Raw genomic sequence first — 24,755 nt, 5'->3', positions numbered from 1 at the left:
GCAGACCATGATCAGCAACGAACTCAAAGCCACCATCCAGGGCGCCTATACGCGTTTTCTCGAAGCCAAGAGCCTCAAGCCGCGCTATGGCCAGCGCCTGATGATCGCCGAAGTGGCCAAGGTGCTCGGCGACATCGCCTGCGACGAAGAAGGCCGCCGTGCCGGCGAGCCTGCCGTGGTGGCAGTGGAGGCGGGCACCGGTACCGGCAAGACGGTGGCCTACAGCCTGGCTGCCATTCCGGCCGCCAAGGCCGCCGGCAAGCGTTTGGTGATCGCCACCGCCACCGTGGCGCTGCAGGAGCAGATCGTCTTCAAGGACCTGCCCGACCTGATGCGCAGCAGCGGGCTGAACTTCAGCTTCGCCCTGGCCAAGGGCCGTGGCCGCTACCTGTGCCTGTCCAAGCTCGACATCCTGCTGCAGGAGGGCCACGCCCAGTCGGCCACCGCCCAGCTGTTCGAGGAAGAAGGCTTCCACATCGAAGTCGACGAGCGCAGCCAGAAGCTGTTCAACAGCATGATCGAGAAGCTTGCCGGCAACCGCTGGGACGGTGACCGCGACAGCTGGCCCGAAGCCTTGGAAGACCAGGACTGGGCGCGCCTGACCACCGACCACAGCCAGTGTACCGGCCGTCATTGCCCGAACTTCCAGCAGTGCGTGTTCTACAAGGCCCGCGAAGGCATGGGCAAGGTCGACGTGATCGTCACCAACCACGATATGGTGCTGGCCGACCTGGCCCTGGGCGGCGGCGCGGTATTGCCCGACCCGCGCGACACCATGTACGTGTTCGACGAAGGCCACCACCTGCCGGACAAGGCCATCGGCCATTTCGCCCACTATTCGCGCCTGCGCTCCACTGCCGACTGGTTGGAGCAGACCGCCAAGAACCTGACCAAGCTGCTGGCCCAGCACCCGCTGCCCGGTGACCTGGGCAAGTACATCGAGCAGGTGCCGGAGCTTGCGCGGGAAGTGCGCACCCAGCAGCAGTTCATGTTCACCCTGTGCGAGCAGGTTGCCGACTTCCGCCCCAGCGAGGACAACGAAGGCCGTGAGCGCCCGCGCTACCGCTTCGAAGGCGGCGTGGTGCCGGAGCAGATTCGCGAAGTGGGCATCGAGCTGAAAAAAGGCTTTGCCCGCCTCAACGACCTGTTCACCCGCTTGGCCGACCTGCTCAAGGAAGGCATGGACGGTGAGGTCAACATCGGCATCGCCAGCCACCAGGCCGAGGAGTGGTATCCGCTGTTCGGTAGCCTGGTCACCCGTGCCCAGGGCAACTGGGAACTGTGGACGGCCTTTACCGCCGAAGATCCGGAAGACAGCCCACCCATGGCCCGTTGGCTGACCCTGGCCGAGAGCGGTGCGCTGTTCGACATCGAAGTCAATGCCAGCCCCATCCTGGCCGCCGAAATGCTTCGCCGCAGCCTGTGGAGCGTGGCACATGGCGCACTGGTGACCTCGGCGACGCTGACTGCGCTGGGCAAGTTCGACCGCTTCCGCATGCGCTCGGGGTTGCCCCGTGACGCGGTCACTTGCGTGGTGCCCAGCCCGTTCGTGCATGGCGATGCCGGCCTGCTGCGGGTCCCCGACCTAAAGGCCGACCCGCGCGATGCGGCGGCGCATACCGCAGCGATCATCCGCGAACTGCCGAACATCGTCGAAGATGCCCGTGGCGCGCTGGTGCTGTTCTCCTCGCGCAAGCAGATGCAGGACGTGTTCGATGGCCTGGACCGTGACTGGCGCAAGCTAGTGCTGATCCAAGGCAACCTGTCCAAGCAGGAAACCCTGAACAAGCACAAGGCACGGGTCGACGACGGCCAGCACAGCGTGTTGTTCGGCCTGGCCAGCTTTGCCGAGGGTGTCGACCTGCCGGGTGCCTACTGCGAGCACGTGGTGATCGCCAAGATTCCCTTTGCCGTGCCTGATGACCCGGTCGAAGCGGCGTTGGCCGAGTGGATCGAAGCTCGCGGCGGCAACCCGTTCATGGAAATTGCCGTGCCCGATGCCTCGCTGCGGCTGATCCAGGCCTGCGGCCGCCTGCTGCGAACCGAACAGGACCGCGGTGTTATCACCTTGCTTGACCGGCGCCTGGTCACCCAGCGCTACGGCAAGGCTATTCTCAATGCGCTGCCGCCGTTCCGGCGGGAGATTTCCTGACCGCCGGAGCACACTTGCTCCGGCGCGTTGTCCATTACTCAGTCGTGGGCCATGAGGGCCCTGAAGGAGAGCCCCAGCCTTATGGTCCGCCGTACCCTGCCCGCCGTTTTTGCCCTGTTGTTCAGCTCGCCGTTGCTGGCTGGGCAGCAGACGCTTTTCAGCTTCGTGCGCCCGGCCTCGGTGGTCAATGTGGCGACCGAGGATGCCGGCATGCCGCAGTACAACGCGGAGCAGACGGCCGAAGGAGAAGTGTTGCGGCGCGTGGTGTTCAACCCGGCCCTGCGGCCGACCCTGCGCCTGAGTCCGCAAAGCGGTGTGTGGGACTGGTCCGGCGGTCAGTTCCTGACCTTGCGCCTGCAAAGCGCGATGGATTGGGCGCTGACCGTGGACGTGGTGGTGCAGGGCAGTGATGGGCGCACGTTGACCAGCCGCATCGACCTTCCGGCCGGTCCTGCACAAACCGTGATGGTACCGCTGACGGCCAGTTCGCCGTTGAGCCAAGGCATGCGCGCCGGCCCGCCCATGCCCTGGAACCATGGCGGCCAGCGCCTGCTGCTGACCAGCAGCGCCGGTGCGGTCGACCTCAAGCAGGTGACGTCGGTCAGCCTGAGTATCCCCAACCCCAAGGTGGCGCAGAACCTGCTGATCGAGCGGGTGGGCATCCAGGATGACGACCAGGCATACAAGGCGGCCTACCAGGAGCTGATCGATGCCTATGGCCAGTCCACCCGCGGCCATTGGCCAGAAAAGGTTACCAATGACGAGCAGCTCAAGGCGGCCGATGTACGCGAGCAGCAACAGCTCAAAGGCTGGCTGGCAGAGCGTGGCAAGCAGCAGCTGGACGCGTACGGCGGCCTGCTGGCCGGGCCGGCGTTCGAGGCCAAAGGCTTCTTCCGCACCGAAAAGCGTGACGGCCGCTGGTACCTGGTAACGCCCGAGGGGCATCCGTTCTATTCCCTGGGGGTGAATGCCGTCGCCGCGGATGGCGGGCGTACCTACGTCGCCGGGCGTGAGGGGATGTTCAAGGGGTTGCCGGGTGAGGAGGATGCACTGGCCGCATTCTATGGTGATGGCAACAACGACGATGGCAACCCCTCGTCGCAAGGGCGCAACTTCAAACAGGGGCGCTGGTTCGATTTCTATGCCGCCAACCTGCAGCGGACCTATGGCAAACCCTGCCCGCCCGCGGTAGAGGGGCAGCCGGCAAGCTGCCCACCATTGGCGCTGGATACCGCCCGCTGGCAGGCGCATGCGCTCGACCGCCTGCAGGCCTGGGGTTTCAATACGCTTGGCAACTGGAGCGAGCCGGCCCTCGGCCAGGCCAGACGCATGCCGTACACCTTGCCATTGTCGATCGTGGGTGATTACGCCAGCATCAGTACCGGCATGGACTGGTGGGGCAGGATGCCCGACCCGTTCGACCCGCGTTTTGCCATGGCCACCGAGCGTGCCGTGGCCATTGCCGCCCGCGATCACCGTGACGACCCTTGGCTGATTGGCTATTTCGCCGACAACGAACTGGCCTGGGCGGCACCCGGTAGCGACCCCAAGGCGCGTTATGGCCTGGCCTACGGCACCTTGCGCCTGACTACCGATGTGCCGGCCAAGCGTGCCTTCCTCAAGCAATTGCGCGACAAGTACCGCAACCAGGAAGGGCTGTCCAAGGCTTGGGGCATCGAGCTGACTGCCTGGGAACTGATGGAAGATCCGGGCTTCGAGGCGCCTTTGCCCGACCCGGAGCACCCGGAAATCGAGCGTGACTACCAGTATTTCCAGCAAGTGTTTGCCGAAACCTACTTCAAGACCATTGCCGACTCGCTGAAATGGCATGCGCCCAATCACCTGCTGCTGGGTGGCCGCTATGCCGTCAGCACGCCAGAGGCGGTCAAGGCCTGCGCCGAGTTCTGCGATGTGCTCAGCTTCAACTTCTATACCCTGAAGCCGCAGGACGGCTACGACTTCGCCCGTCTGGCCGAGCTGGACAAGCCGGTGCTGGTGTCCGAGTTCCAGTTCGGCTCGCGCGATCGCGGGCCATTCTGGCCGGGGCCGGTGGAAGTGGCGCGCGAAGAAGACCGCGGCCCGGCCTATGCCAATTTCCTCAAGGCGGCCCTGGCGCAGCCGATGATCGTTGGCGCGCACTGGTTCCAGTACCTCGACCAGCCGGCCAGCGGCCGCCTGCTCGATGGCGAGAACGGGCACCTTGGGTTGGTGGCGATCACCGATATGCCCTACCCGGGGTTTGTCGATGCCGTGCGTAAGAGCAACTTGCAGGCAATGAGCCAGCTGCGCGTCCAACTGGAAAAACCGGCGCCCTAGCCCAGGACGACGCGGTCTTTTTGTGGGAGCGGCCTTGCGTCGCGAAAGGACTGCGAAGCAGTCCCCTGAATTCAGCGGCGCTGCATAAATTGCCGGGGCTGCTGCGCAGCCCATCGCGACACAAGGCCGCTCCCACAGTGACCACCCAGCCCAAGCCAGTTTGCAAAACGCCAAACTACTGAAACAATGCACACCATTTTCGGAATTGGTCGTACGGAGAACAGCGGGTGCAGATTCAGGGTCACTATGAGCTGAAGTTCGAAGCAGTGCGCGAAGCCTTTGCCGTGCTGTTCGAAGATCCCCAGGAGCGTGGCGCGGCGCTGTGCATCCAGGTTGGTGGCGAAACCGTGGTCGACCTGTGGGCCGGCAGTGCCGACAAGGACGGCCAGCAGGCCTGGCACAGCGATACCATTGCCAACCTGTTCTCCTGCACCAAGACCTTCACCGCTGTCACCGCCCTGCAACTGGTCGGCGAGGGCAAGCTGGCCCTTGATGCGCCTGTGGCCAACTACTGGCCCGAGTTCGCCCAGGCAGGCAAACAGGCGATCACCCTGCGCCAGCTGCTCAGCCACCGCGCCGGCTTGCCGGCCATCCGTGAGCTGCTGCCGGCCGAGGCACTGTATGACTGGCAGGCCATGGTCGATGCGCTGGCTGCCGAAACGCCCTGGTGGACACCCGGCACCGAGCATGGCTATGCCGCCATTACCTACGGCTGGCTGATCGGCGAGCTAATCCGCCGTGCCGACGGCCGTGGCCCCGGCGACTCGATCGTGGCCCGTACCGCTCGGCCGTTGGGGCTGGATTTTCATATCGGCCTGGCGGACGATGAGTTTCATCGCGTAGCGCATATCGCCCGTGGCAAGGGCAACGCCGGCGACGCTGCAGCTCAGCGCCTGCTGCAGGTGACCATGCGCGAGCCCGAGGCCCTGTCGACCCGCGCCTTCACCAACCCGCCGGCGATCCTGACCAGTACCAACAAGCCGGAGTGGCGGCGCATGCAGCAGCCAGCCGCCAACGGCCATGGCAATGCGCGCAGCCTGGCGGGCTTCTATGCCGGGCTGCTGGACGGTAGCCTGCTCGAATCAGAGCTGCTCGACGAACTCACCCGTGAGCACAGCCTCGGCCAGGATCGTACTCTGCTCACCCAGACCCGTTTTGGCCTGGGCTGCATGCTCGACCAGCCAGACGTGGCCAATGCCACGTTCGGCCTCGGGGCCCGCGCCTTCGGCCACCCAGGCGCCGGCGGCTCGGTTGGTTTCGCTGACCCGGAACACGATGTGGCCTTCGGTTTCGTGGTCAATACCCTTGGCCCTTATGTGCTCATGGACCCGCGAGCCCAGAAACTGGTACGCGTCCTTGCCAGTTGCCTTTGATCGGGTAATGCGGGTATTGCCCCAGCCCTTTGACTATCCTCAATGCCAACGCCTGAAGGGCGTAAGCAAAATTTCTTTCTATTTCATGGTGTATCGCTGATGTCTTCACACAAAACCTTAGCACTCGCCCTGTGCCTGACCGCCGTTACCGGCTGCGCCAGTCACCCCCAGGACGGCTCGAAGGACAGCGCCTCGAGCTGGTGGCCCTTCGGTTCGGACAAGGTTGCCGAGCAGGAAGTGAAGCAAGCCGTCACGGAAAATGTGGCCAAGGCCGACGCCAAGTCCGACAACGCCAGCCGTTGGTGGTGGCCGTTCGGCGGTGAAGAGAAGCAGGCCAAGGGGCCGGTGGTGCCGAAGGTCGACCAGAAGGCCACCCAGGCCTGGCTGGACGAGTACGAGCCAAAGCTGCGTGAGGCGATCAAGGGCAGCAAGCTGGAGCTGGAGCGTCGTGACAACGTGCTGGCCGTAACCATCCCGGTGGACAGTTCGTACAACCCCGATCGCCCGAACATGCTGCTGCCGATGACCCTGGGCCCTATCACCCGTGTGGCCAAGACTGTCGAAGGCGATGCCAAGACCGCCGTGCTGGTACTCGGCCATGCCGACAGTAGCGGTGTCGCTGCCGCCAACCAGAAGCTCAGCCTGGAGCGCGCCGCTTCGGTGTCGGCCATCTTCCGCCTCAGCGGCCTGCAGCGTGATCGCCTGAACCTCAAGGGCATGGGCTCGGAAATGCCGCGCGCCGCCAACGACAGCGCCGAGGGCCGTGCCCTGAACCGCCGTGTGGAAATGCTGCTGACCCCGCAGAACACCATGGTCGCCCTGCTGGCCAAGTACCAGCAAGCCGCCCCGGCCCGCGCCCCGATGGTGGCGGTGCAGGACGTCAAGGCGCCTGCTGCCAAGCCTGCCGACAGCAAGCCGGCCACCAAGGCTGCGGCGAAGAAGCCTGTGACCAAAGCCAAGGCCAAGGCGCCAGCCAATACCACGGCCAAGAAAAAAGCTGCGCCGGCCAAGCCGGTTGCCAAGAAAGCTACCACTGAAAAGAAAGTAGCTGCCAACAGCCCTGCGAAGACCAACTGATCGTCAAGGAACGCAGCAATGACCCAATCCCTGGCCGATATGCGCCGCGACTACACCCGTGATGGCCTGGCCGAATCCCAGGCCCCGGGAGAGCCGTTCGCCCTGTTCCACCAGTGGTTCGCCGAAGCGGTGAAAACCGAGCAGGTGCCGGTGGAAGCCAACGCCATGACCTTGGCCACTGTCGACGGTGAAGGCCGCCCGCACTGCCGTATCTTGTTGCTGAAGGGGCTCGATGAGCGTGGCTTCACTTTCTTCACCAACTACGATAGTGCCAAGGGCCAGCAACTGCTGGTCAACCCTTTCGCCGCCATGACCTTCTTCTGGCCAGCGCTGGAGCGCCAGGTGCGCATCGAAGGGCGGGTGGAAAAGGTCACCCCCGAGGAGTCTGACGCCTACTACCAGGTGCGCCCGCTGGGTAGCCGCCTGGGGGCTTGGGCTTCGCCACAGAGCCAGGTGATTGCCGGTCGTGAGGAGCTGGAGGGGCTGGTCAAGGCCACCGAGGCGCGCTTTTCCGACACTCAGCCGCATTGCCCGGAACATTGGGGTGGGTATCGTTTGCTGCCTGAACGCATCGAGTTCTGGCAGGGGCGGGCCAGCCGCCTGCATGACCGACTGAACTACCGGCTGGTAGATGGGCAATGGCTGCGGGAGCGGTTGGCGCCCTGAGATTCCGGGGGCTGCGCAGCAGCCCCGGCACTCCATCAGGCTACCCAGGATACCCCGCAGCTTCCCGCTCCAACCACCCCGCCAACTGCTTGCGCCCCACCTTCTCCACCCGCGCCTGCTCCAGCCTTTGCAGCATATACGCGCGTTTTTCCGGGTCCGACCCTGCCAGCGACAACGCCAGGTCACGGTCCATCCAGCGGCGCATGCGCACATACAGCCACCAGTGGAAATACAGCCCCGCAACGGTGGTGACCACGACGATGAAGTAATCCATGGCTATCCTTGGTCTCACTTGAAAGGCCTCGACACAGCCGTGCAGGCTGTCCCTTGGCTGAATGAAAACAATTTTATTACGTTTGTACCGTGACAGCCGTCAACGTGCAGCGTCTAATGAGCACCTGACTTATGGAGACCTTACCCATGCGTAAATCCGCTTTGCTGGTGGCGACCTTTACCACCATGTCGCTGTTGCTGGGTGGCTGTGCCTCGAGCCTGACCGGTGACAGCTACTCCCGTGATGAGGCCCGCCGCGTGCAAACCGTGCGCATGGGCACTATCGAGTCCCTGCGTCCGGTCAAGATCGAAGGCACCAAGACCCCGATCGGTGGCGGTGCTGGCGCCATCGTGGGTGGCGTGGCCGGGAGCGCCGTGGGTGGTGGCCGTGGCAGCATCGTCGCCGCCGTGATCGGTGCCGTTGCCGGTGGCCTGGCCGGTTCCGCCGCCGAAGAGGGCCTGACCCGTACCCAGGGTGTCGAAATCACCGTGCGTGAGGACGATGGCAGCATGCGTGCCTATGTGCAGGCCGTGCAGCAGAACGAGATCTTCCGCGTTGGCGACCGCGTGCGCATCATGACCGTCGATGGCACCAGCCGCGTCACGCACTGACCGTAGCCCAACAAGACAAGACCCCGACATGGCGCTCGCCAGTCGGGGTTTTTTCATGCTGCGGCCAGGTCAGCCGACGTTGGACTTGCGGCTGGCCATGGCGGTTACCGCATAGCCGATCACGGCGGCGAAGAACGAGCCGGTGAGAATACCCATGCGGTCCATCCCGGCGTAATCACTGCTGCCAGGCACAAAGGCGAGCGAGCCGACGAACAGGCTCATGGTGAAGCCGATACCGCAAAGTATCGCCACACCCAGCAATTGCCCCCAACTGGCGCCTGCAGGCAGCGCGGCCAGGCGCAGCTTGACCGCGACCCAGGTCAGGCCGAAGACACCCACGGTCTTGCCCAGCAGCAGCCCCACGGCGATGCCCAGTGGCACCGGGTGGGTGAAGCTTTCTACGGTCATGCCTGCCAGCGATACACCGGCGTTGGCGAAAGCGAACAGCGGCAGGATGGCGTAGGCAACCCAAGGATGCAGGGCGTGTTCCAGGGCGAGCAGTGGTGAGCGTTCGGCATGGCGCGTGCGCAGCGGGATGCACAGGGCCAGGGCGACGCCGGCCAGGGTGGCATGCACGCCGCTCTTGAGCACGCAGACCCACAGGATCAGGCCAACGACCATGTACGGCCCAAGCTTGACCACGCCAAGCCGATTCATCGACACCAGCAATACCAGGCAGGCGGCAGCCAGCAGCAGCGACATGCTCGACAGGGTGCCCGAATAGAACAGGGCAATGACGATGATCGCACCCAGGTCGTCGATGATCGCCAGGGTCATCAGGAACAGTTTCAGCGACACCGGCACGCGCTTGCCCAGCAGGGCCAGTACGCCGAGGGCGAAGGCGATGTCGGTGGCTGTGGGGATAGCCCAGCCGGCTATGGCGGCAGGGTTGTCACGGTTGATGAACCAGTAGATCAGTGCCGGTATCACCATGCCGCCCACGGCGGCGGTGGCTGGCAGGATCACTTGGGAGGGCTTGGACAGGTGGCCGTCGACCACCTCGCGCTTGACCTCCAGGCCGATCAGCAGGAAGAACAGGGCCATCAGGCCGTCGTTGATCCAAAGCAACAGCGGTTTGGCGATGTGCAGCGCACCGACCTGAACGGCGACGGGAACGTCGAGCAGGCCGCTGTACAGGTAGGACAGCGGCGAGTTATTGATGACCAGGGCCAGGATGGCCGCAGCGATCAGCAACAGGCCACTGGCGGCTTCGAGCTGGAAGAAGCGGGTGAACAGGCTACGCACGGGCTATAGGCTCTCCATGAGCAGTTGGCAATGGAACGGGCGTACACCCTAGCCTTTGGCGATATGCTTTCAAACAAAAACCATATTCGTTTTTGTTATATGGTATTGCCGGCTGGGCTGCGGGAAAGCCTAGACGCAGATGGGGAAGGAGTGGGGAGGGGAAGTCTGATGTTTGTTGTGGATTTTTCTGATGTCTGCAGTGGCCCTTTCGCGGGTAAACCCGCTCCCACAGGTAGTTCACAGTCTTCAATACTGTGCAGTACCTGTGGGAGCGGGTTTACCCGCGAAGAGGCCCTGGCATGTAAAGGGCTCAGAGGCCGAGCATATCCCGCGCCACCGCCTCGGCGATACGAATCCCATCGACACCCGCCGACAGGATCCCGCCCGCATACCCGGCCCCTTCACCCGCCGGGAACAGCCCCTTGAGGTTCAGGCTCTGGAAGTCCTCACCGCGGGTAATGCGCAGCGGCGAGGAGGTGCGGGTCTCGATCCCGGTCAGCACTGCATCATGCAGGTTGTAACCCTTGATCTGCCGGTCGAACGCTGGCAGCGCCTCGCGAATGGCTTCGATGGCGAAGTCCGGCAGGCTCGGCGCCAGGTCGCCCAGGGTCACGCCCGGTTTGTAGGACGGCTCGACACTGCCCAGTGCAGTCGACGGCCGGCCAGCGACGAAGTCACCCACCAGCTGTGCCGGGGCCTGGTAGTTGCTGCCGCCCATCACGTAGGCGTGGGCTTCCAGGCGTTCCTGCAGCTCGATGCCGGCCAGCGGGCCGCCCGGGTAATCGCGCTCGGGGTCGATGCCGACGACGATGCCGGAGTTGGCGTTGCGCTCGTTACGCGAGTACTGGCTCATGCCGTTGGTAACCACCCGGCCTGGCTCGCTGGTTGCTGCGACCACGGTGCCGCCCGGGCACATGCAGAAGCTGTACACCGAGCGGCCATTCTTGGCGTGGTACACCAGTTTGTAGTCGGCGGCACCGAGTTTCGGGTGACCGGCGTACTTGCCCAGGCGCGCCTTGTCGATCAGCGTTTGCGGGTGCTCGATACGGAAGCCCACCGAGAACGGCTTGGCTTCCATGTACACGCCTTTGGCGTGCAGCATGCGGAAGGTGTCGCGGGCACTGTGGCCCAGCGCCAGCACGACATGGCGCGAGTGCAGCTGTTCGCCGCTCTCCAGCACCACGCCGGTCAGTTGCCCATCCTCGATCAGCAGGTCGGTGACCTTCTGCTGGAAGCGCACTTCGGCGCCGAGGGCGATCATGTCCTGACGCATCTGCTCGACCATGCCGGTGAGGCGGAAGGTACCGATGTGCGGCTTGTTGATGTACAGGATCTCGTCCGGCGCACCGGCCTTGACGAACTCCTCCAGCACCTTGCGGCCGTGGTGCTGCGGGTCCTTGATCTGGCTGTACAGCTTGCCGTCGGAGAAGGTACCGGCACCGCCTTCGCCGAACTGCACGTTGGACTCGGGGTTGAGCACGCTCTTGCGCCACAGGCCCCAGGTGTCCTTGGTGCGCTGACGTACTTCCTTGCCGCGCTCGAGGATGATCGGCTTGAAGCCCATCTGTGCCAGCAACAGGCCGGCGAAGATGCCGCACGGGCCGAAGCCGACCACGATCGGGCGCTCCTGCAGATCGGCAGGGGCTTTGCCGACGAACTTGTAGGTTACGTCTGGCGCTGGGCCGATATTGCGATCGTCGGCGAACTTGCTGAGCAGCTCGGCTTCGTTGCTGGCTTCCAGGTCGATGGTGTAGATGAACAGCAGTTCGCTGTTCTTCTTGCGCGCATCGTAGCTGCGCTTGAACAGGTTGAAGCTGAGCAGTTGCTCGTCGCGGATGCCCAGGCGCTGGACGATCGCTTCACGCAGGGCTTCGTCGGGATGGTCCAGGGGCAGCTTCAGTTCGGTGATTCGTAGCATGGCAGGGTCCAGTATCCCGGCCATGGGCGGCCGGCGGCTTTACACAAACCGCCAAGTATAAGCTGTTCGCCGCCCCGACTGGCAGGATAAAAGCGCCCGGCGATCAGTTGTCGCGCGCACCGCCGTAGTAACCGCAGCCCTGCAGGGTCTTGCCGTCGATGCGCAGTTCGGCACGCAAGTGGCGGATGGCACCGGTGGCGGTGTCTACACAGCGTTGTGGCGCGACCCACAGCTCCACGTGCTGGCCGTTGGCTTCGCTGGTCAGGGTCAGGCCGCCGCCGGGCACTTCTTCTTCCAGAAAGGGCAGGGGCAGGGGATCCTGGCCGACGCGGTTGAGCACCATGCCTTTGCCGCTGGCCTTGATGTCCCATTCCGGCTCATGGCCGTTGGCGCGCAGGGTCAGCTGCTTGAAGTTGGGGTCTTCACAGGCGCGGGTGGAAGGTTCCAGGCGGTACAGGCGGCGAACTTCCAGCTGGCCGTCGTTGTTGGCCTGCCTGCTGCCGGTGAGGTGGCCACGGACGTCGGCGAACAGTTTGTCGTTGGCGTCCTTGGCGAGGTTGGCGGCTTCCTGCAGGATGCCGGTTGCGGCGACGTCGCTGATCACGAAAGTGCGGTTTTCGCTGCACGGCTTGAACAGCAGCTGGCCACCGCCGGCACGCAACTCGCCCTGCATGCGCGTAGTGCCGATGTTCGGGTCGCTGGGGGCGTCAGCCATGAGCTGGCAGCCGGCGAACAGGGGCAGCAGGGCAGTGAGCAGCAGGGTGGGGGTGAGGCGCATGGGGCGGGCTCCGGGATCTTCCAAAGAGCTGGCCACGTTACTCAGGCTGGGCGGGGATCTCAAGTTTTTGCTAAACCTGTACCGGCCTCTTCGCGGGCAAGCCCGCGAAGAGGCCAGTGCAGGCGATACAAAATCCGGCAGGCAGAAAAAAGGGCCCGAAGGCCCTTTTCCCATCAACCCCCCAGGTACGCGTCGCGCACCTTCGGGTCGGTCAGCAGTGCTTCCCCAGTACCCTGCATCACCACCCGGCCGTTCTCCAGTACATACGCCCGGTCAGCGATCTTCAGCGCCTGGTTGGCGTTCTGCTCCACCAGGAACACCGTCACGCCATCACGGCGCAGCTGTTCGATGATGTCGAAGATCTGCTGGATGATGATTGGCGCCAGACCCAGCGATGGCTCGTCGAGCAGCAGCAGCTTGGGCTTGCTCATCAGCGCCCGGCCAATGGCGAGCATCTGCTGCTCGCCACCGGACATGGTGCCGCCACGCTGGATATAACGCTCCTTCAGGCGCGGGAACAGCTGCAACACCTTGTCCAGCTGCTCCTGGTAATCGCCCTTGTCGGTGAAGAAACCACCCATTGCCAGATTTTCCTCGACGGTCAGGCGGGAGAACACGCGGCGGCCTTCCGGTACCACCGCGATGCTCTTGCGCATGATGTGCGAAGACGGCTGGCCGACCAGCTCTTCACCCAGGTACTTGATGCTGCCGCTGTGCGCCTGCGGCGAGCCGCACAAGGTCATCAGCAAGGTTGACTTGCCGGCGCCGTTGGCGCCGATCAGGGTGACGATCTCGCCCTGGTTGATCTCCACATTGACGCTGTGCAGCGCCTGGATCTTGCCGTAGAAGGTGGAAACGTTCTCGAACTTCAGCATTTACGCTTCCCCCAGGTAGGCTTTGATCACATCAGGGTTGTCGCGGATCTCTTCCGGTGTGCCGTGGGCCAGGGGTGTGCCCTGGTTGATCACCACGATATGGTCGGAAATGCTCATCACCAGCTTCATGTCGTGCTCGATCAGCAGCACGGTGACGTTGTGCGACTCACGCAGGTAGGCGATCAGCGCCTTGAGGTCTTCGGTTTCCTTCGGGTTCAGGCCCGCAGCCGGTTCGTCGAGCATGATGATGCGCGGCTGGGTCATCATGCAGCGGGCGATTTCCAGGCGGCGCTGCTGCCCGTAGGCGAGGGTGCCGGCGGTACGGTTGGCGAACTCGGTCAGGTTGACCTTCTCCAGCCAGTACTGCGCGCGCTCCATGGCCTCCTTCTCGCTGCGGCGGAAGCTTGGGGTCTTGAACAGGCCGGCGAAGAAGTTGGTGTTGAGGTGGCGGTGCTGGGCGATCAGCAGGTTTTCCAGCGCGGTCATTTCCTTGAACAGGCGCACGTTCTGGAATGTCCGCACTACGCCCTTGCGGGCGATCTGATGCCCGGCCAGGCCCTGGATCGGCTGGCCATCGAGCAGGATGGTGCCGCCGCTGGGCTTGTAGAAGCCGGTCAGGCAGTTGAACACGGTGGTCTTGCCGGCGCCGTTCGGGCCGATCAGTGCCACCACCTGTTTTTCCTTGACGGTCAGGCCCACGCCGTTGACCGCCAACAAGCCGCCGAAGCGCATGCTCAGGCCGCTGACTTGCAGAATTTCGCGGCTCATCGACGCAGCTCCATGTGTGGACGTTGCATAGGCAGCAGGCCTTGCGGACGCCAGATCATCATCAACACCATCAGCGCACCGAACATCAGCATCCGGTATTCGCTGAACTCACGCATCAGCTCGGGCAGCAGGATCATCACGATGGCCGCGAGGATCACGCCCAGTTGTGAGCCCATGCCGCCGAGCACGACGATGGCGAGGATGATCGCCGACTCGATGAAGGTGAACGACTCCGGCGTCACCAGGCCTTGGCGCGCAGCGAAGAAGCTGCCGGCGAAACCGGCGAAGCAGGCGCCCAGGGTGAATGCCGACAGCTTGATCACGGTCGGGTTCAGGCCCAGAGCACGGCAGGCGATCTCGTCTTCGCGCAGGGCTTCCCAGGCGCGGCCGATCGGCATGCGCAGCAGGCGGTTGATCACGAACAGCGCCAGCAGGGCCAGCAGCAGGGCCACCAGATAGAGGAAGATGACCTTGTTGATCGAGTTGTATTCCAGCCCGAAGAACTCATGGAAGGTCTGCATGCCTTCGGCGGCACGGCGTTCGAAGGTCAGGCCGAAGAACTCTGGCTTGGGGATGTTGCTGATGCCGTTGGGGCCGCCGGTCCAGTCGGTGAGGTTACGCAGGAACAGGCGGATGATCTCGCCGAAGCCGAGGGTCACGATCGCCAGGTAGTCACCGCGCAGGCGCAGCACCGGGAAGCCGAGCAGGAAACCGAAGGTAGCGGCCATGAGGCCGGCGATCGGCAGGCATACCCAGAAGCTCCAGCCCAGGTAGTGCGAGAGCATGGCGTAGCTGTAGGCACCGACGGCGTAGAAGCCGACGTAACCGAGGTCGAGCAGGCCTGCCAAACCGACCACGATGTTCAGGCCCAGGCCCAGCAACACGTAGATCAGGATCAGCGTGGCAATGTCGACCGCGCCGCGCGAGCCGAAGAACGGCCACACCAGTGCCGCGACGATCAAGCCCATGATCACGTAGCGCTGGGTTTTCGGCAGGGTCAGGTAGTTGCTGACCGCCGGCGGGATCAGCTTGCGATCCGAACGGCGGCCCATTACCGAGTTCCACTGCTTGTCGAACAGCACGCGCAGGAACATCAGCACCGAACACACGGCGATGATGCCGATGGTGAACGAACCCTGGCTGTGCACTACCAGGCTGATGCCATCGATGCTCAGTTTCAGGCCCAGTACCGGGAAGGCCACGGCCCATACCAGCAAGGCGCTGAAGAACGCCTGTTTGAGATTTCTGTTCATACTTTTTCAACCTCCGGGCGGCCCAGGATGCCGGTCGGCCGGAATAGCAGGACAAGAACCAACAAGCCGAATGCCACAACGTCCTTGTACTGGTCGCCGAAGATATCGGCACCGAACGCTTCGGCCACTCCCAGCACCAGCCCGCCGAGCATGGCGCCCGGAATGCTGCCGATGCCACCCAGCACCGCCGCGGTGAAGGCCTTCAGGCCCACCAGGAAACCGGCGTTGGGGTTGATCACCCCGTACTGCATGCTCAGCAGCACGGCCGCCACCGCCGCCAGGGCGGCACCGATGACGAAAGTGAGGGCGATGATGTTGTTGGTGTTGATGCCCAGCAGGTTGGCCATCTTGATGTCCTCGGCGCAGGCGCGGCAGGCGCGGCCCAGGCGGGAACGGGAGATGAACAGGGTGAGGCAGGTCATGGCCACCAGGGTGACCACGAACACCAGGATCTGCATGTAGCTGATCAGTACTTCCTCCGCGCCGCCCGGCCCGAACGAGAAGCTTCCGGGGATCAGGTTGGGGATGGACTTGTCCTTGGAGTCTTGCGAAAGCAAGACGGTGTTCTGCAGGAAGATCGACATGCCGATGGCGGAAATCAGCGGGATCAGACGGTTGCTGTTGCGCAGGGGGCGGTAGGCAACCCGTTCGATGCTATAGCCATAGGCACTGGTGACGAAGATCGTCGCGACAAAGGCGACGGTCATCAGGACAGGCAGCGAATGGATACCCATCATGGCCAGGCCCGCCAGGGCGATGAAGGCCACGTAGGAACCGATCATGTACACCTCGCCGTGGGCGAAGTTGATCATGCCAATGATGCCGTACACCATCGTGTAGCCGATGGCGATCAAGGCATAGGTGCTGCCGATGGTCAATCCATTAACCAGTTGTTGGAAGAAATGGTAGATCTCAGGCATTACAGCGCTCCTAAAAACCTGATTTGCATTTCGCTGGCGGGGGTAGGCCAGGAAACCGCGGGTGACGGTTTTAAGATTTTCAGGTGAGCCCGCCCCCGGATCGCGGGGATCAGGCCCATGAACCTCGTAAAACAAAGCCCACTGCTCGCACAGTGGGCTTCTACGGTCAGCTATTAGTCACGCAGTTACTGAGGGGAGACTTCGGTCTTCGGCTTGCCGAAGTGCCATTCGTAGACCACGAACTTGAAGTCTTTCAGGTCGCCTTTGTCGTCGAACGACAGGTCACCGGTCGGGGTCTTGAAGGTACCTTTGTGGATGGCGGCTGCCACCTTGTCGGCATCTTCGGACTTGGCTTCCTTGATGCCCTGGGCGATCAGCTCGACAGCCGAGTAGGCCGGGAACACGAACGGGCCGCTTGGGTCCTTGCCGTCAGCCTTGATGGCGTCGACGATCTTCTTGTTCGCAGGGTCCGAGTCGAACGACTTCGGCAGGGTCACCAGCAGGCCTTCGGAGGCGTTCTGGGCGATCTGCGAGATGGAGTCGTTGCCCACGCCTTCCGGGCCCATGAACTTGGCTTTCAGGCCCTTTTCCTGAGCCTGGCGAAGGATCAGGCCCAGCTCTGGGTGGTAGCCGCCGTAGTAGACGAAGTCGACGTTGTTCTGCTTGAGCTTCTGGATGATCGAGGAGAAGTCCTTGTCACCGGCGTTCAGGCCTTCGAACACGGCAACCTTGGTGCCTTTGCCTTCCAGGGTCTGCTTGACCGCGGTGGCGATGCCTTCACCGTACTGCTGCTTGTCGTGCAGGACAGCGACAACCTTCGGCTTGACGTGGTCGGCGATGTAGTTGCCGGCAGCCGGGCCCTGGGCGCTGTCCAGACCGATGGTGCGGAAGATCAGCTTGTAGCCACGTGCGGTGATTTCCGGGGAGGTCGCGGCCGGGGTGATCATGATCACGCCTTCGTCTTCGTAGATGTCGGACGCAGGCTGGGTAGAGCTGGAGCACAGGTGGCCAATGACGAACTTGACGCCGTCGTTGACCACTTTGTTGGCGACTGCCACGGCCTGTTTAGGATCGCAGGCGTCGTCGTATTCCTTGGCTTCGAGCATCTTGCCATCCACGCCGCCCGCGGCGTTGATATCCTTGATGGCTTGCTTTGCGCCGATGAATTGCATGTCGCCGTACTGGGTCACAGGGCCGGTCTTGGGGCCTGCAATCCCGATCTTGATGGTATCGGCGGCAAACGAATGGCTGGCTACCCCTGCCAGGACCATTGCGGCGAACAGCTTGGAAATCTTGATCATAGTGCTCCACTCATTCTGTTGTAATTCTTATAGTCCTGGCGGCCAGGGCTACAGACCGGGCGGGATTTGCGGCGTGGCCATGCCAACGCGCAAGCCCACCTTCCCCCGGAACATGTCCCGGAACTGTACCGGTACAGTGTAGAGCGCTGTTCGAGCGCTTGAAAAGCGGTCGAAAAGTGCCTGCTTCCTGGGTTGTCGCATGGTCGACACAAAGATACAGAAAGGCGCCATCAAACTGCCTGCATCTGCGACCCCGCCCCACAAGTTCGGGATCAATCGACCAAATTACATATTTGAAACCGGGTTTTTCTGCAAAAATGCCGACCTTTTTTAAAGGCCGATTTTTGCGGATACCACCCATGACTGATCAAACAAGCACCCTCTATGCCAAATTGCTTGGCGAGACGGCAATCATCGAGTGGAAAGCGCTGGAGCGTTTCTGGGCCAAGGGTGACCTGATTTGGGTCGACCCGAGCCTCGACCTGATCACCGTTGCCGAGGCGATGGCCGAGAATCGCAGCGAGATCTTCGCCAAGTGGCGTAGTGATGGCACTGTTGGTCCGGTAACCGCCGAGCAGGCCCTGGACCTGCAAAGCCGCGATCCAGAGATCTGGGCGGTGGTGGTTTCGCCGTTCATCGTGATTCAGGCAAAGCGCCCGACAGAGGCATGATCGCTTTTGGTGCGCGAAAATGCGCAGCAGCCTCGTTTTGGTGCTTGAAGGCGCTCAAGGCGGGTAGAGGGAAGTAACAATTCGGCGTGGCGGTAACAGTTTACGGGATGCGTAATGGGGGGCTGCCTTGCAGCCCTTCGCGGGCATGCCCGCTCCCACAGGTCAGATGTTGCTCTTCAGACCAGCGCTGGTTTTGTGGGAGCGGGCGCGCCGCGAAGGCCGCAAAGCGGCCCGGATCGATATCGAATTTGTCCGGAGTCATTGATGAACTCAAAACTACCTTCGCTTGGATTCGCCGGCATCGGCCTGATGGGCCTGCCCATGTGTCGGCGCCTGCTGGCAGCGGGTTACCCGCTGACGGTATGGAACCGCAGCCCGGACAAGTGCGCTGCACTGGTCGCGGCTGGCGCGCGCCTGGCCAGCAGCCCTGCCGAACTGTGCCGCGACAGCGACATAGTGCTGCTGTGCCTGGCCGATACGGCCGTGGTCCGCGAGGTAGTGTTCGGCGAGCAAGGCATTGCCCAGGGCGGAAGCAGCGGCCAGTTACTGGTCGATTTCTCCAGCCTGGAGCCAACCGCCACTCGTGAAATGGCCGCCGAACTGGCAGCGCTGTGCGGCATGGCCTGGCTGGACGCGCCAGTGTCCGGCGGCACCCCCGGGGCCGAAGCCGGCACCCTGGCGATCATGGTCGGTGGCGAGGCAGCCGACCTGGAGCGTGCGCGCCCGGTACTGCAGGTTCTTGGCCAGCGCGTGACGCATATGGGCGCGGTGGGCGCAGGCCAGGTGACCAAGGCCTGCAACCAGATGATCGTGGCCTGCAATGCTCTGGTAATCGCCGAAGTGGTTGCCTTGGCTGAACAGTCCGGTGTCGACGCGACGCTGATCGCCGAAGCGCTGGCGGGCGGTTTTGCCGACTCCAGACCGTTGCAGATCCTCGCTCCGCAAATGGCCGAGAGCCGCTTCGAGCCGATCAAGTGGCATGTGCGCACGCTGCTCAAGGACCTCGATGGCGCGGTCAAGTTCTCCCGCGAGCAAGGCTCGGCGACGCCGCTCAGTGGCCTTGCCGCACAATTGATGCGCCTGCACGCAAGCCAGGGGTACCTGCAAAAGGATCCGGCGACCCTGGTTGAGCTGTATCGCAGCAAGGGCTGAACACGCCGCCCTTGTGCCGAACCCGCTCCAGTAGCGAGCGTAGTTCGGCCAGCGGCTCCGGGGGGGCCAGCAGGTAGCCCTGCAGGTAGTCGCAGCCGTGGGCTTGGAGAAACGCCAGCTGTTCGGCGGTTTCCACGCCCTCGCTGACCACCTGCAGATGCAGGGTATGCGCCATGACGATGATCGCCTGGACAATTTCGCGATCCTTCTGGCTGCCCGGCACATCCTGCAGGAAGCTGCGGTCGACCTTAAGCACGTCCAGCGGCAGGCGCTTGAGGTAGGCCAGCGACGAGTAGCCGGTGCCGAAGTCATCGATCGACAGCGCCACGCCCAGGGCGCGTATGCGCGTGAGCAGGTTTACCGTGCGCTGGATGTCACCCATCAAGGCGTTCTCGGTCACTTCCAGTTCCAGCTGTCGGGGTGCGAGCCCGGCGTGGAACAGCGCCTTTTCCACTTCGTTGGGCAGTTCGTCGTGGCTGAGGGTGACGGCCGAACAATTGACCGTGACCTTGAGGTTTCCATGACCGTGGCGCTGCAGATAGGCCAGGTCGGCGCAGGCGTGGCGCAGCACCCACAGATCGAGGTCGATGATCAGCCCGTTGGCCTCTGCGATGGCGACAAAACGATCAGGCCCGAGCAGGCCGTGTTGCGGGTGTTGCCAGCGCACCAGGGCCTCCAGTTTGGCCACTTGCCTGCTGCGCAGGTCGAAGATCGGCTGGTAGTGCACGCATAGCCCATGCTCCTCGAGCAGCGCCACCCGCAGTTCCTCTTCCAGTTGCAGGGCAATCGAGGCCTGGGTCTTCAGGCTGTCGTTGAAGAAGTTCAGGCTGTTGCGCCCGTTACCCTTGGACTGGTACAGCGCAAGGTCTGCATGCTTGAGCAGCTCTTCGGCGGTGGTGCCGTCGTCGGGGAAGATGCTGATGCCGATGCTGGTGGTCATGACCATGCGCCGGCCGCCCAGGTTTATGGGCTCTTTCATCCTCTGCATGATGCGCTGGGCCAGGTGGCGGGCTTCGTCGCGGTTGGTGAGGCTGGTGACCACGCAGAACTCGTCGCCGCCCAGACGTGCGACCAGGTCGCGGTTTCGGGTGGCGGCCTTGATGTGTCCGGCGATCACTTTGAGCAGCTCGTCGCCGGCGTCGTGACCGAGGCTGTCGTTTATGCGCTTGAAATGGTCGATGTCGAGGAACATCACCGCCAGGTGGCTTTCCGTGGCCTGGTGTTCGGCCAGGCGTTCGGCGAACACCTGGTTGAAACCGCGGCGGTTGACCAGGTTGGTCAGGGCGTCGTAGTGCGCGGCCTGCTGCAGCGAAGCGCGGGCCTGGTCCAGTTGGCTGAGCAGCACGCTGACCCGGCGCAGGTCGTGCTCCTTGCTTTGCAGCTTCTTGTCGGCCAGTGCGGTACTGATGCTGGCAGCACTGATCAGCATGGTGATGAAGCCGATGCCCAGCGCCAGTTGCAGGCTGTTGTCGCCAGAGGGCAGGCGCAGGGCGGTGTCGGCCGGGATGACCAGTGTCATGGCCGACATCGCGGTGAAGTGGGTGGCAACGATACCACCAGCCATCAGCAGGCTGGCGCCGTACTTCATGGCCTGGTGCAAGGTACCGCTGCCCTGCCGGAAGTAGCGGGCCAGGTATAGCGCGGTCAGGCTGGTGAGCAGGGCAATGGTGGCAGAGGCCAGCAGCAGGCCGGTCTGGTAGTACTGGCGGGCACCGGTTTCCAGGGCGGCCATGCCTACGAAGTGCATCAGGATGATGCCCAGGCCGATCAGTACTGCACTTCGCAGGTAATGGATTGCGCGCATCTGGCTGCGGTCGAGGCTGTGCATGGCCAGCCAGGCGACGGCCAGTGCGATGAGCAGCGAAAGGATGGTCAGGGACGCGTCGTAGTGCACTTCCACTGGCGCCTGGAAGGCCAGCATGCTGATGAAATGCATGGCCCAGATACCTCCTGCCAGGCAGCAGGCACCAAGCATGTTCCATTGTCGGTGGGCGGTGGGGTCTTCGCTGTGGGATTGTCGCTCGGCCATGTCCAGCGTGGCGAAGCAGGCCGCACAGGCGACGAGGTAGGCAAGCAGAACCAGGAACGGTTCATGCCGGCAATCGATGACGATGCGCCCGGTTGCCGGCAGGTCGGCGAACAGTTGCAGCCCCAGCCATTCCATGGAATGCCTCATGATCGAGTTTTCACTCGTCTGCGCTAAACCCTGTGCAGACTGTCCAGAGGCAGTATAGGAAGAGGTGTTTAAGCCTTCCTGACTAATGGCACATTGATTCCTACGATTTGGTTATGAACCTGATCGCAGCTTGGAATATGTAAATGGGTTCTGAAAGGTGGTCTCCCCTGTGGGAGCGGCCTTGTGTCGCGAAAGGGCTGCAAAGCAGCCCCAGCAATTTCAACTGTAGCGCGTCAATTCTGGGGCCGCGTTGCGGCCCTTTCGCGACACAAGGCCGCTCCCACAAAGGCGGCGGTGTCTGGCCTGTATTAGCCAGCCACCAGCACGCGAATGGCTTCCAGGCGCAGGGCGGCCTTTTCCAGCATCGCCAGGCCCTCTTCGCGCTGCTTGCGCAGCGCTTCGATCTCGCTGTCGCGCACGCTCGGGTTGACCGCTTGCAGGGCGACCAGACGGGCCAGTTCTTCGTCGGCCTCCGCTTTAAGGCGGCGCTGGGCCTCGGCCACGCGCTCGACGTGGGCCGGCATGACCTTGGCCTCGCCGCTGCCGATGCGCTGGGCCAGCACGTCACGCTGGGCCTGGACGAACTTGTTGGCGCTGGCGCGTGGCACGCTTTCCAGCTGGTCGTTGAGGGTTTCGAAGGCCACGCGGGACGCCAGGTCGTTGCCGTTGGCATCGAGCAGGCAGCGCAATGCCGCCGGTGGCAGGTAACGCCCCAGTTGCAGGCTGCGCGGTGCCACCACCTCGCTGACGAACAGCAGTTCAAGCAGCACGGTCCCGGGTTTGAGCGCCTTGTTCTTGATCAGCGCCACGGCGGTGTTGCCCATCGAGCCGGACAGCACCAGATCCATGCCGCCTTGTACCATCGGGTGTTCCCAGGTGAGGAACTGCATGTCCTCGCGCGACAGCGCCTGGCCACGGTCGTAGGTGATGGTCACGCCTTCGTCGTCACCCAGCGGGAAGCTGGCGTCGAGCATCTTTTCGCTCGGCTTGAGGATCAGGGCGTTCTCGGAATGGTCTTCGCTGTCGATGCCGAAGGCGTCGAACAGGGTTTCCATGTAGATCGGCAGGGCGAACTGGTCGTCCTGTTCGAGAATGTCCTCGACCAGCGCCTGGCCTTCGCCGGCACCGCCGGAGTTGAGCTCCAGCAGACGGTCACGGCCGGTATGCAGTTCGGCTTCCAGGCGTTCGCGTTCGCTGCGGGCGTCGGCCACCAGGGCTTCCCAGGCCTTGCTTTCGCCACCTTCAAGCAGTGGCAGCAGGCGCGGGCCGAACTGGTGCTGCAGGGCGTTGCCGGTAGGGCAGGTGTTGAGGAAGGCGTTGAGGCCTTCGTGGTACCACTGGAACAGGCGCTCTTGCGGGCTGTCCTGCAGGTACGGGATATGCAGCTGGATGGTGTGCTTCTGGCCGATACGGTCGAGGCGGCCGATGCGCTGTTCGAGCAGGTCGGGGTGCGCCGGCAGGTCGAACATCACCAGATGGTGGGCAAACTGGAAGTTGCGGCCTTCACTGCCGATCTCGGAGCAGATCAGCACCTGCGCGCCGAACTCTTCGTCAGCGAAGTAGGCGGCGGCGCGGTCACGTTCTAGGATGCTCATGCCCTCATGGAACACCGAGGCCGGGATGCCGGAGCGCACGCGCAGGGCGTCCTCCAGGTCCATCGCGGTTTCGGCATGGGCGCAGATCACCAGCACCTTGGTACGCTTTAGCATCTTCAGGGTGTCGATCAGCCAGTCGACGCGCGGGTCGAAACGCCACCAGCGCTCGTCATCGGCCACCTCGCCCTGGGCCTGGAAGGCGACTTCCGGGTACAGCTCGGCATGTTCGCCGGCTGGCAGGTCGCGGTACTGCTCGGGCGTCGCCAGTGGGTAAGGGTGCAGCTGGCGCTCAGGGAAGCCCTGGATCGCCGCGCGGGTGTTACGGAACAGCACGCGGCCGGTGCCGTGGCGGTCGAGCAGCTCACGGATCAGGCGCGCGCTGGCCTGGGTATCGCCGTCGCTGACCGCGGCCAGCAGGGCTTCGCCTTCGGCACCCAGGAAGCCCTGGATGGTGGCGTGGGCCTTGGGCGACAGGCGGCCTTCGTCGAGCAGTTCCTGTACGGCTTCAGCCACCGGGCGATAGTGCTCGCTCTCGGCGCGGAAGGCGGCCAGGTCGTGGAAACGGTTGGGGTCGAGCAGGCGCAGGCGGGCGAAGTGGCTGTCCTGGCCGAGCTGCTCGGGGGTGGCCGTGAGCAGCAGCACGCCCGGGATCACTTGGGCCAGCTGTTCGACCAGGCCGTATTCGGCGCTGACCTGGTCTTCGTGCCAGACCAGGTGGTGGGCTTCGTCCACCACCATCAGGTCCCAGCCAGCGGCGAACAGCGCGTCCTGGGCCTTTTCGTCTTCTACCAGCCACTCCAGTGCCACCAGCGCCAGCTGGGCATCCTCGAACGGGTTGCTGGCGTCGCTTTCGATGAAACGCTCGGCGTCGAACAGGGCCACCTGCAGGTTGAAGCGGCGGCGCATTTCCACCAGCCACTGGTGCTGGAGGTTTTCCGGTACCAGGATCAGAACGCGGCTGGCGCGGCCAGACAGCAGCTGGCGATGGATCACCAGGCCGGCTTCGATGGTTTTGCCCAGGCCTACTTCGTCGGCCAACAAGACGCGTGGCGCGCTGCGGTCGGCGACTTCGCGGGCGATGTGCAACTGGTGGGCGATGGGTTGGGCACGGCAGCCGCCCAGGCCCCACAGCGCCGACTGCATCTGCTTGCTGGTGTGCTGCAGGGTGTTGTAGCGCAGGCTGAACCACGAGAGCGGGTCGATCTGCCCGGCGAACAGGCGGTCGCTGGCCAGGCGGAACTGGATGAAGTTCGACAACTGGGTTTCTGGCAGGGTGCGCGGCTGGTTCTGCCCGTCCAGGCCGTGGTAGACCATCAGCCCGTCGATGTCCTCGACCTCGCGCACGGTCAACTTCCAGCCTTCGAAGTGGGTGATCTGGTCACCTGGCGAGAAGCGCACGCGGGTCAGCGGCGCATTGCGCAGGGAATACTGGCGGGTGTCGCCAGTGGCCGGGTAGAGCACGGTCAACAGGCGGCCATCCTGCGCCAGGATGGTACCCAGGCCGAGCTCGGCTTCGCTGTCGCTGATCCAGCGTTGCCCCGGTTGATACTGCTGCGCCATACTGCCTGAACTCCCGCGATGAAAAAGCCGGTTATGTTAACGGATCGGCCGGTCAGACCAAAGTGCCGAGCGCA

The 24,755-nt window shown here is 63.6% G+C and carries 19 protein-coding genes; 8 read left to right on the top strand and 11 right to left on the bottom strand.

The features are described from left to right. Nucleotides 1-7 precede the first annotated feature (7 nt). The 5 genes from dinG to pdxH all read left to right on the top strand — a co-directional run bounded on the left by dinG (nt 8) and on the right by pdxH (nt 7,584). Nucleotides 8-2,152, top strand: a complete 2,145-nt coding sequence (gene dinG / locus NY023_RS21745) for an ATP-dependent DNA helicase DinG (protein ID WP_013973931.1) — start codon at nt 8-10, stop codon at nt 2,150-2,152. Nucleotides 2,153-2,233: 81 nt separating this feature from the next. After that, on the top strand, nt 2,234-4,468 hold the full coding sequence (locus NY023_RS21740) for a beta-galactosidase (RefSeq protein WP_013973930.1): 2,235 nt from the start codon (nt 2,234-2,236) through the stop codon (nt 4,466-4,468). A 227-nt stretch (nt 4,469-4,695) separates the two neighbouring features. Beyond that, the gene (locus NY023_RS21735; RefSeq protein ID WP_013973929.1) at nt 4,696-5,841 is read left to right on the top strand and encodes an EstA family serine hydrolase; all 1,146 of its coding nucleotides are present in this window, start codon (nt 4,696-4,698) and stop codon (nt 5,839-5,841) included. 99 nt (nt 5,842-5,940) lie between these two features. Beyond that, nucleotides 5,941-6,918, top strand: a complete 978-nt coding sequence (locus NY023_RS21730; RefSeq protein WP_044047145.1) for an OmpA family protein — start codon at nt 5,941-5,943, stop codon at nt 6,916-6,918. An 18-nt stretch (nt 6,919-6,936) separates the two neighbouring features. Continuing rightward, nucleotides 6,937-7,584 carry a pyridoxamine 5'-phosphate oxidase gene (gene pdxH / locus NY023_RS21725; RefSeq protein ID WP_013973927.1) on the top strand — a complete coding sequence of 216 codons (648 nt, stop codon included), beginning with the start codon at nt 6,937-6,939 and terminating at the stop codon, nt 7,582-7,584. A gap of 40 nt (nt 7,585-7,624) precedes the next feature. Here pdxH and NY023_RS21720 read toward each other — a convergent pair whose 3' ends face one another. Next, complete coding sequence (locus NY023_RS21720; protein WP_013973926.1) at nt 7,625-7,858, bottom strand: hypothetical protein; 234 nt, start codon at nt 7,856-7,858, stop codon at nt 7,625-7,627. A 146-nt stretch (nt 7,859-8,004) separates the two neighbouring features. Between NY023_RS21720 and NY023_RS21715 the strand changes: the two genes are divergently transcribed. Continuing rightward, entirely contained in the window at nt 8,005-8,469 is a 465-nt protein-coding gene (locus NY023_RS21715) for a glycine zipper 2TM domain-containing protein (protein WP_013973925.1), read from the top strand. A 69-nt stretch (nt 8,470-8,538) separates the two neighbouring features. Here the strand turns inward: NY023_RS21715 and nhaA are convergent, their stop codons facing one another. The 8 genes from nhaA to NY023_RS21675 form a co-directional block, all read right to left on the bottom strand. Next, nucleotides 8,539-9,714: a Na+/H+ antiporter NhaA gene (nhaA, locus tag NY023_RS21710; protein ID WP_013973924.1), complete on the bottom strand. Its 1,176-nt coding sequence runs from the start codon at nt 9,712-9,714 to the stop codon at nt 8,539-8,541. Between the two features lie 310 nt (nt 9,715-10,024). Beyond that, on the bottom strand, nt 10,025-11,632 hold the full coding sequence (locus NY023_RS21705) for an NAD(P)/FAD-dependent oxidoreductase (RefSeq protein ID WP_015271531.1): 1,608 nt from the start codon (nt 11,630-11,632) through the stop codon (nt 10,025-10,027). Between the two features lie 103 nt (nt 11,633-11,735). Then, complete coding sequence (locus NY023_RS21700) at nt 11,736-12,410, bottom strand: COG3650 family protein (protein WP_013973922.1); 675 nt, start codon at nt 12,408-12,410, stop codon at nt 11,736-11,738. Nucleotides 12,411-12,583: 173 nt separating this feature from the next. After that, nucleotides 12,584-13,285: an ABC transporter ATP-binding protein gene (locus tag NY023_RS21695; RefSeq protein ID WP_013973921.1), complete on the bottom strand. Its 702-nt coding sequence runs from the start codon at nt 13,283-13,285 to the stop codon at nt 12,584-12,586. Further along, nucleotides 13,286-14,053, bottom strand: a complete 768-nt coding sequence (gene livG, locus NY023_RS21690; protein WP_013973920.1) for a high-affinity branched-chain amino acid ABC transporter ATP-binding protein LivG — start codon at nt 14,051-14,053, stop codon at nt 13,286-13,288. Further along, a complete protein-coding gene (locus NY023_RS21685; RefSeq protein ID WP_013973919.1) occupies nt 14,050-15,306 on the bottom strand; it encodes a high-affinity branched-chain amino acid ABC transporter permease LivM in 1,257 nt (418 codons plus the stop codon). Before NY023_RS21685 ends, livG begins: the two co-directional genes overlap by 4 nt. Continuing rightward, nucleotides 15,303-16,226, bottom strand: coding sequence for a high-affinity branched-chain amino acid ABC transporter permease LivH (gene livH, locus NY023_RS21680; RefSeq protein WP_013973918.1), 924 nt, complete (start codon nt 16,224-16,226; stop codon nt 15,303-15,305). The genes NY023_RS21685 and livH overlap by 4 nt, the downstream gene beginning before the upstream one ends. Nucleotides 16,227-16,411: 185 nt before the next feature. Continuing rightward, nucleotides 16,412-17,527: a branched-chain amino acid ABC transporter substrate-binding protein gene (locus NY023_RS21675; protein ID WP_013973917.1), complete on the bottom strand. Its 1,116-nt coding sequence runs from the start codon at nt 17,525-17,527 to the stop codon at nt 16,412-16,414. Nucleotides 17,528-17,886: 359 nt separating this feature from the next. Between NY023_RS21675 and NY023_RS21670 the strand changes: the two genes are divergently transcribed. Further along, on the top strand, nt 17,887-18,198 hold the full coding sequence (locus tag NY023_RS21670; protein WP_023660958.1) for a DUF2288 domain-containing protein: 312 nt from the start codon (nt 17,887-17,889) through the stop codon (nt 18,196-18,198). A 264-nt stretch (nt 18,199-18,462) separates the two neighbouring features. Further along, entirely contained in the window at nt 18,463-19,350 is an 888-nt protein-coding gene (locus NY023_RS21665; protein WP_013973915.1) for an NAD(P)-dependent oxidoreductase, read from the top strand. Here the strand turns inward: NY023_RS21665 and NY023_RS21660 are convergent. After that, nucleotides 19,250-21,514, bottom strand: coding sequence for a putative bifunctional diguanylate cyclase/phosphodiesterase (locus NY023_RS21660; RefSeq protein WP_013973914.1), 2,265 nt, complete (start codon nt 21,512-21,514; stop codon nt 19,250-19,252). The genes NY023_RS21665 and NY023_RS21660 overlap by 101 nt on opposite strands. 320 nt (nt 21,515-21,834) lie before the next feature. Next, entirely contained in the window at nt 21,835-24,681 is a 2,847-nt protein-coding gene (gene rapA, locus NY023_RS21655) for an RNA polymerase-associated protein RapA (protein WP_041505639.1), read from the bottom strand. Nucleotides 24,682-24,755: the final 74 nt, after the last annotated feature.

Source organism: Pseudomonas sp. NBB (assembly GCF_032701105.1).
In the GTDB taxonomy this organism is placed as follows: domain Bacteria; phylum Pseudomonadota; class Gammaproteobacteria; order Pseudomonadales; family Pseudomonadaceae; genus Aquipseudomonas; species Aquipseudomonas asiatica.
The sequence above is the reverse complement of the archived record's forward strand: the minus strand, read 5'-3'. Positions and strand labels throughout refer to the sequence as shown.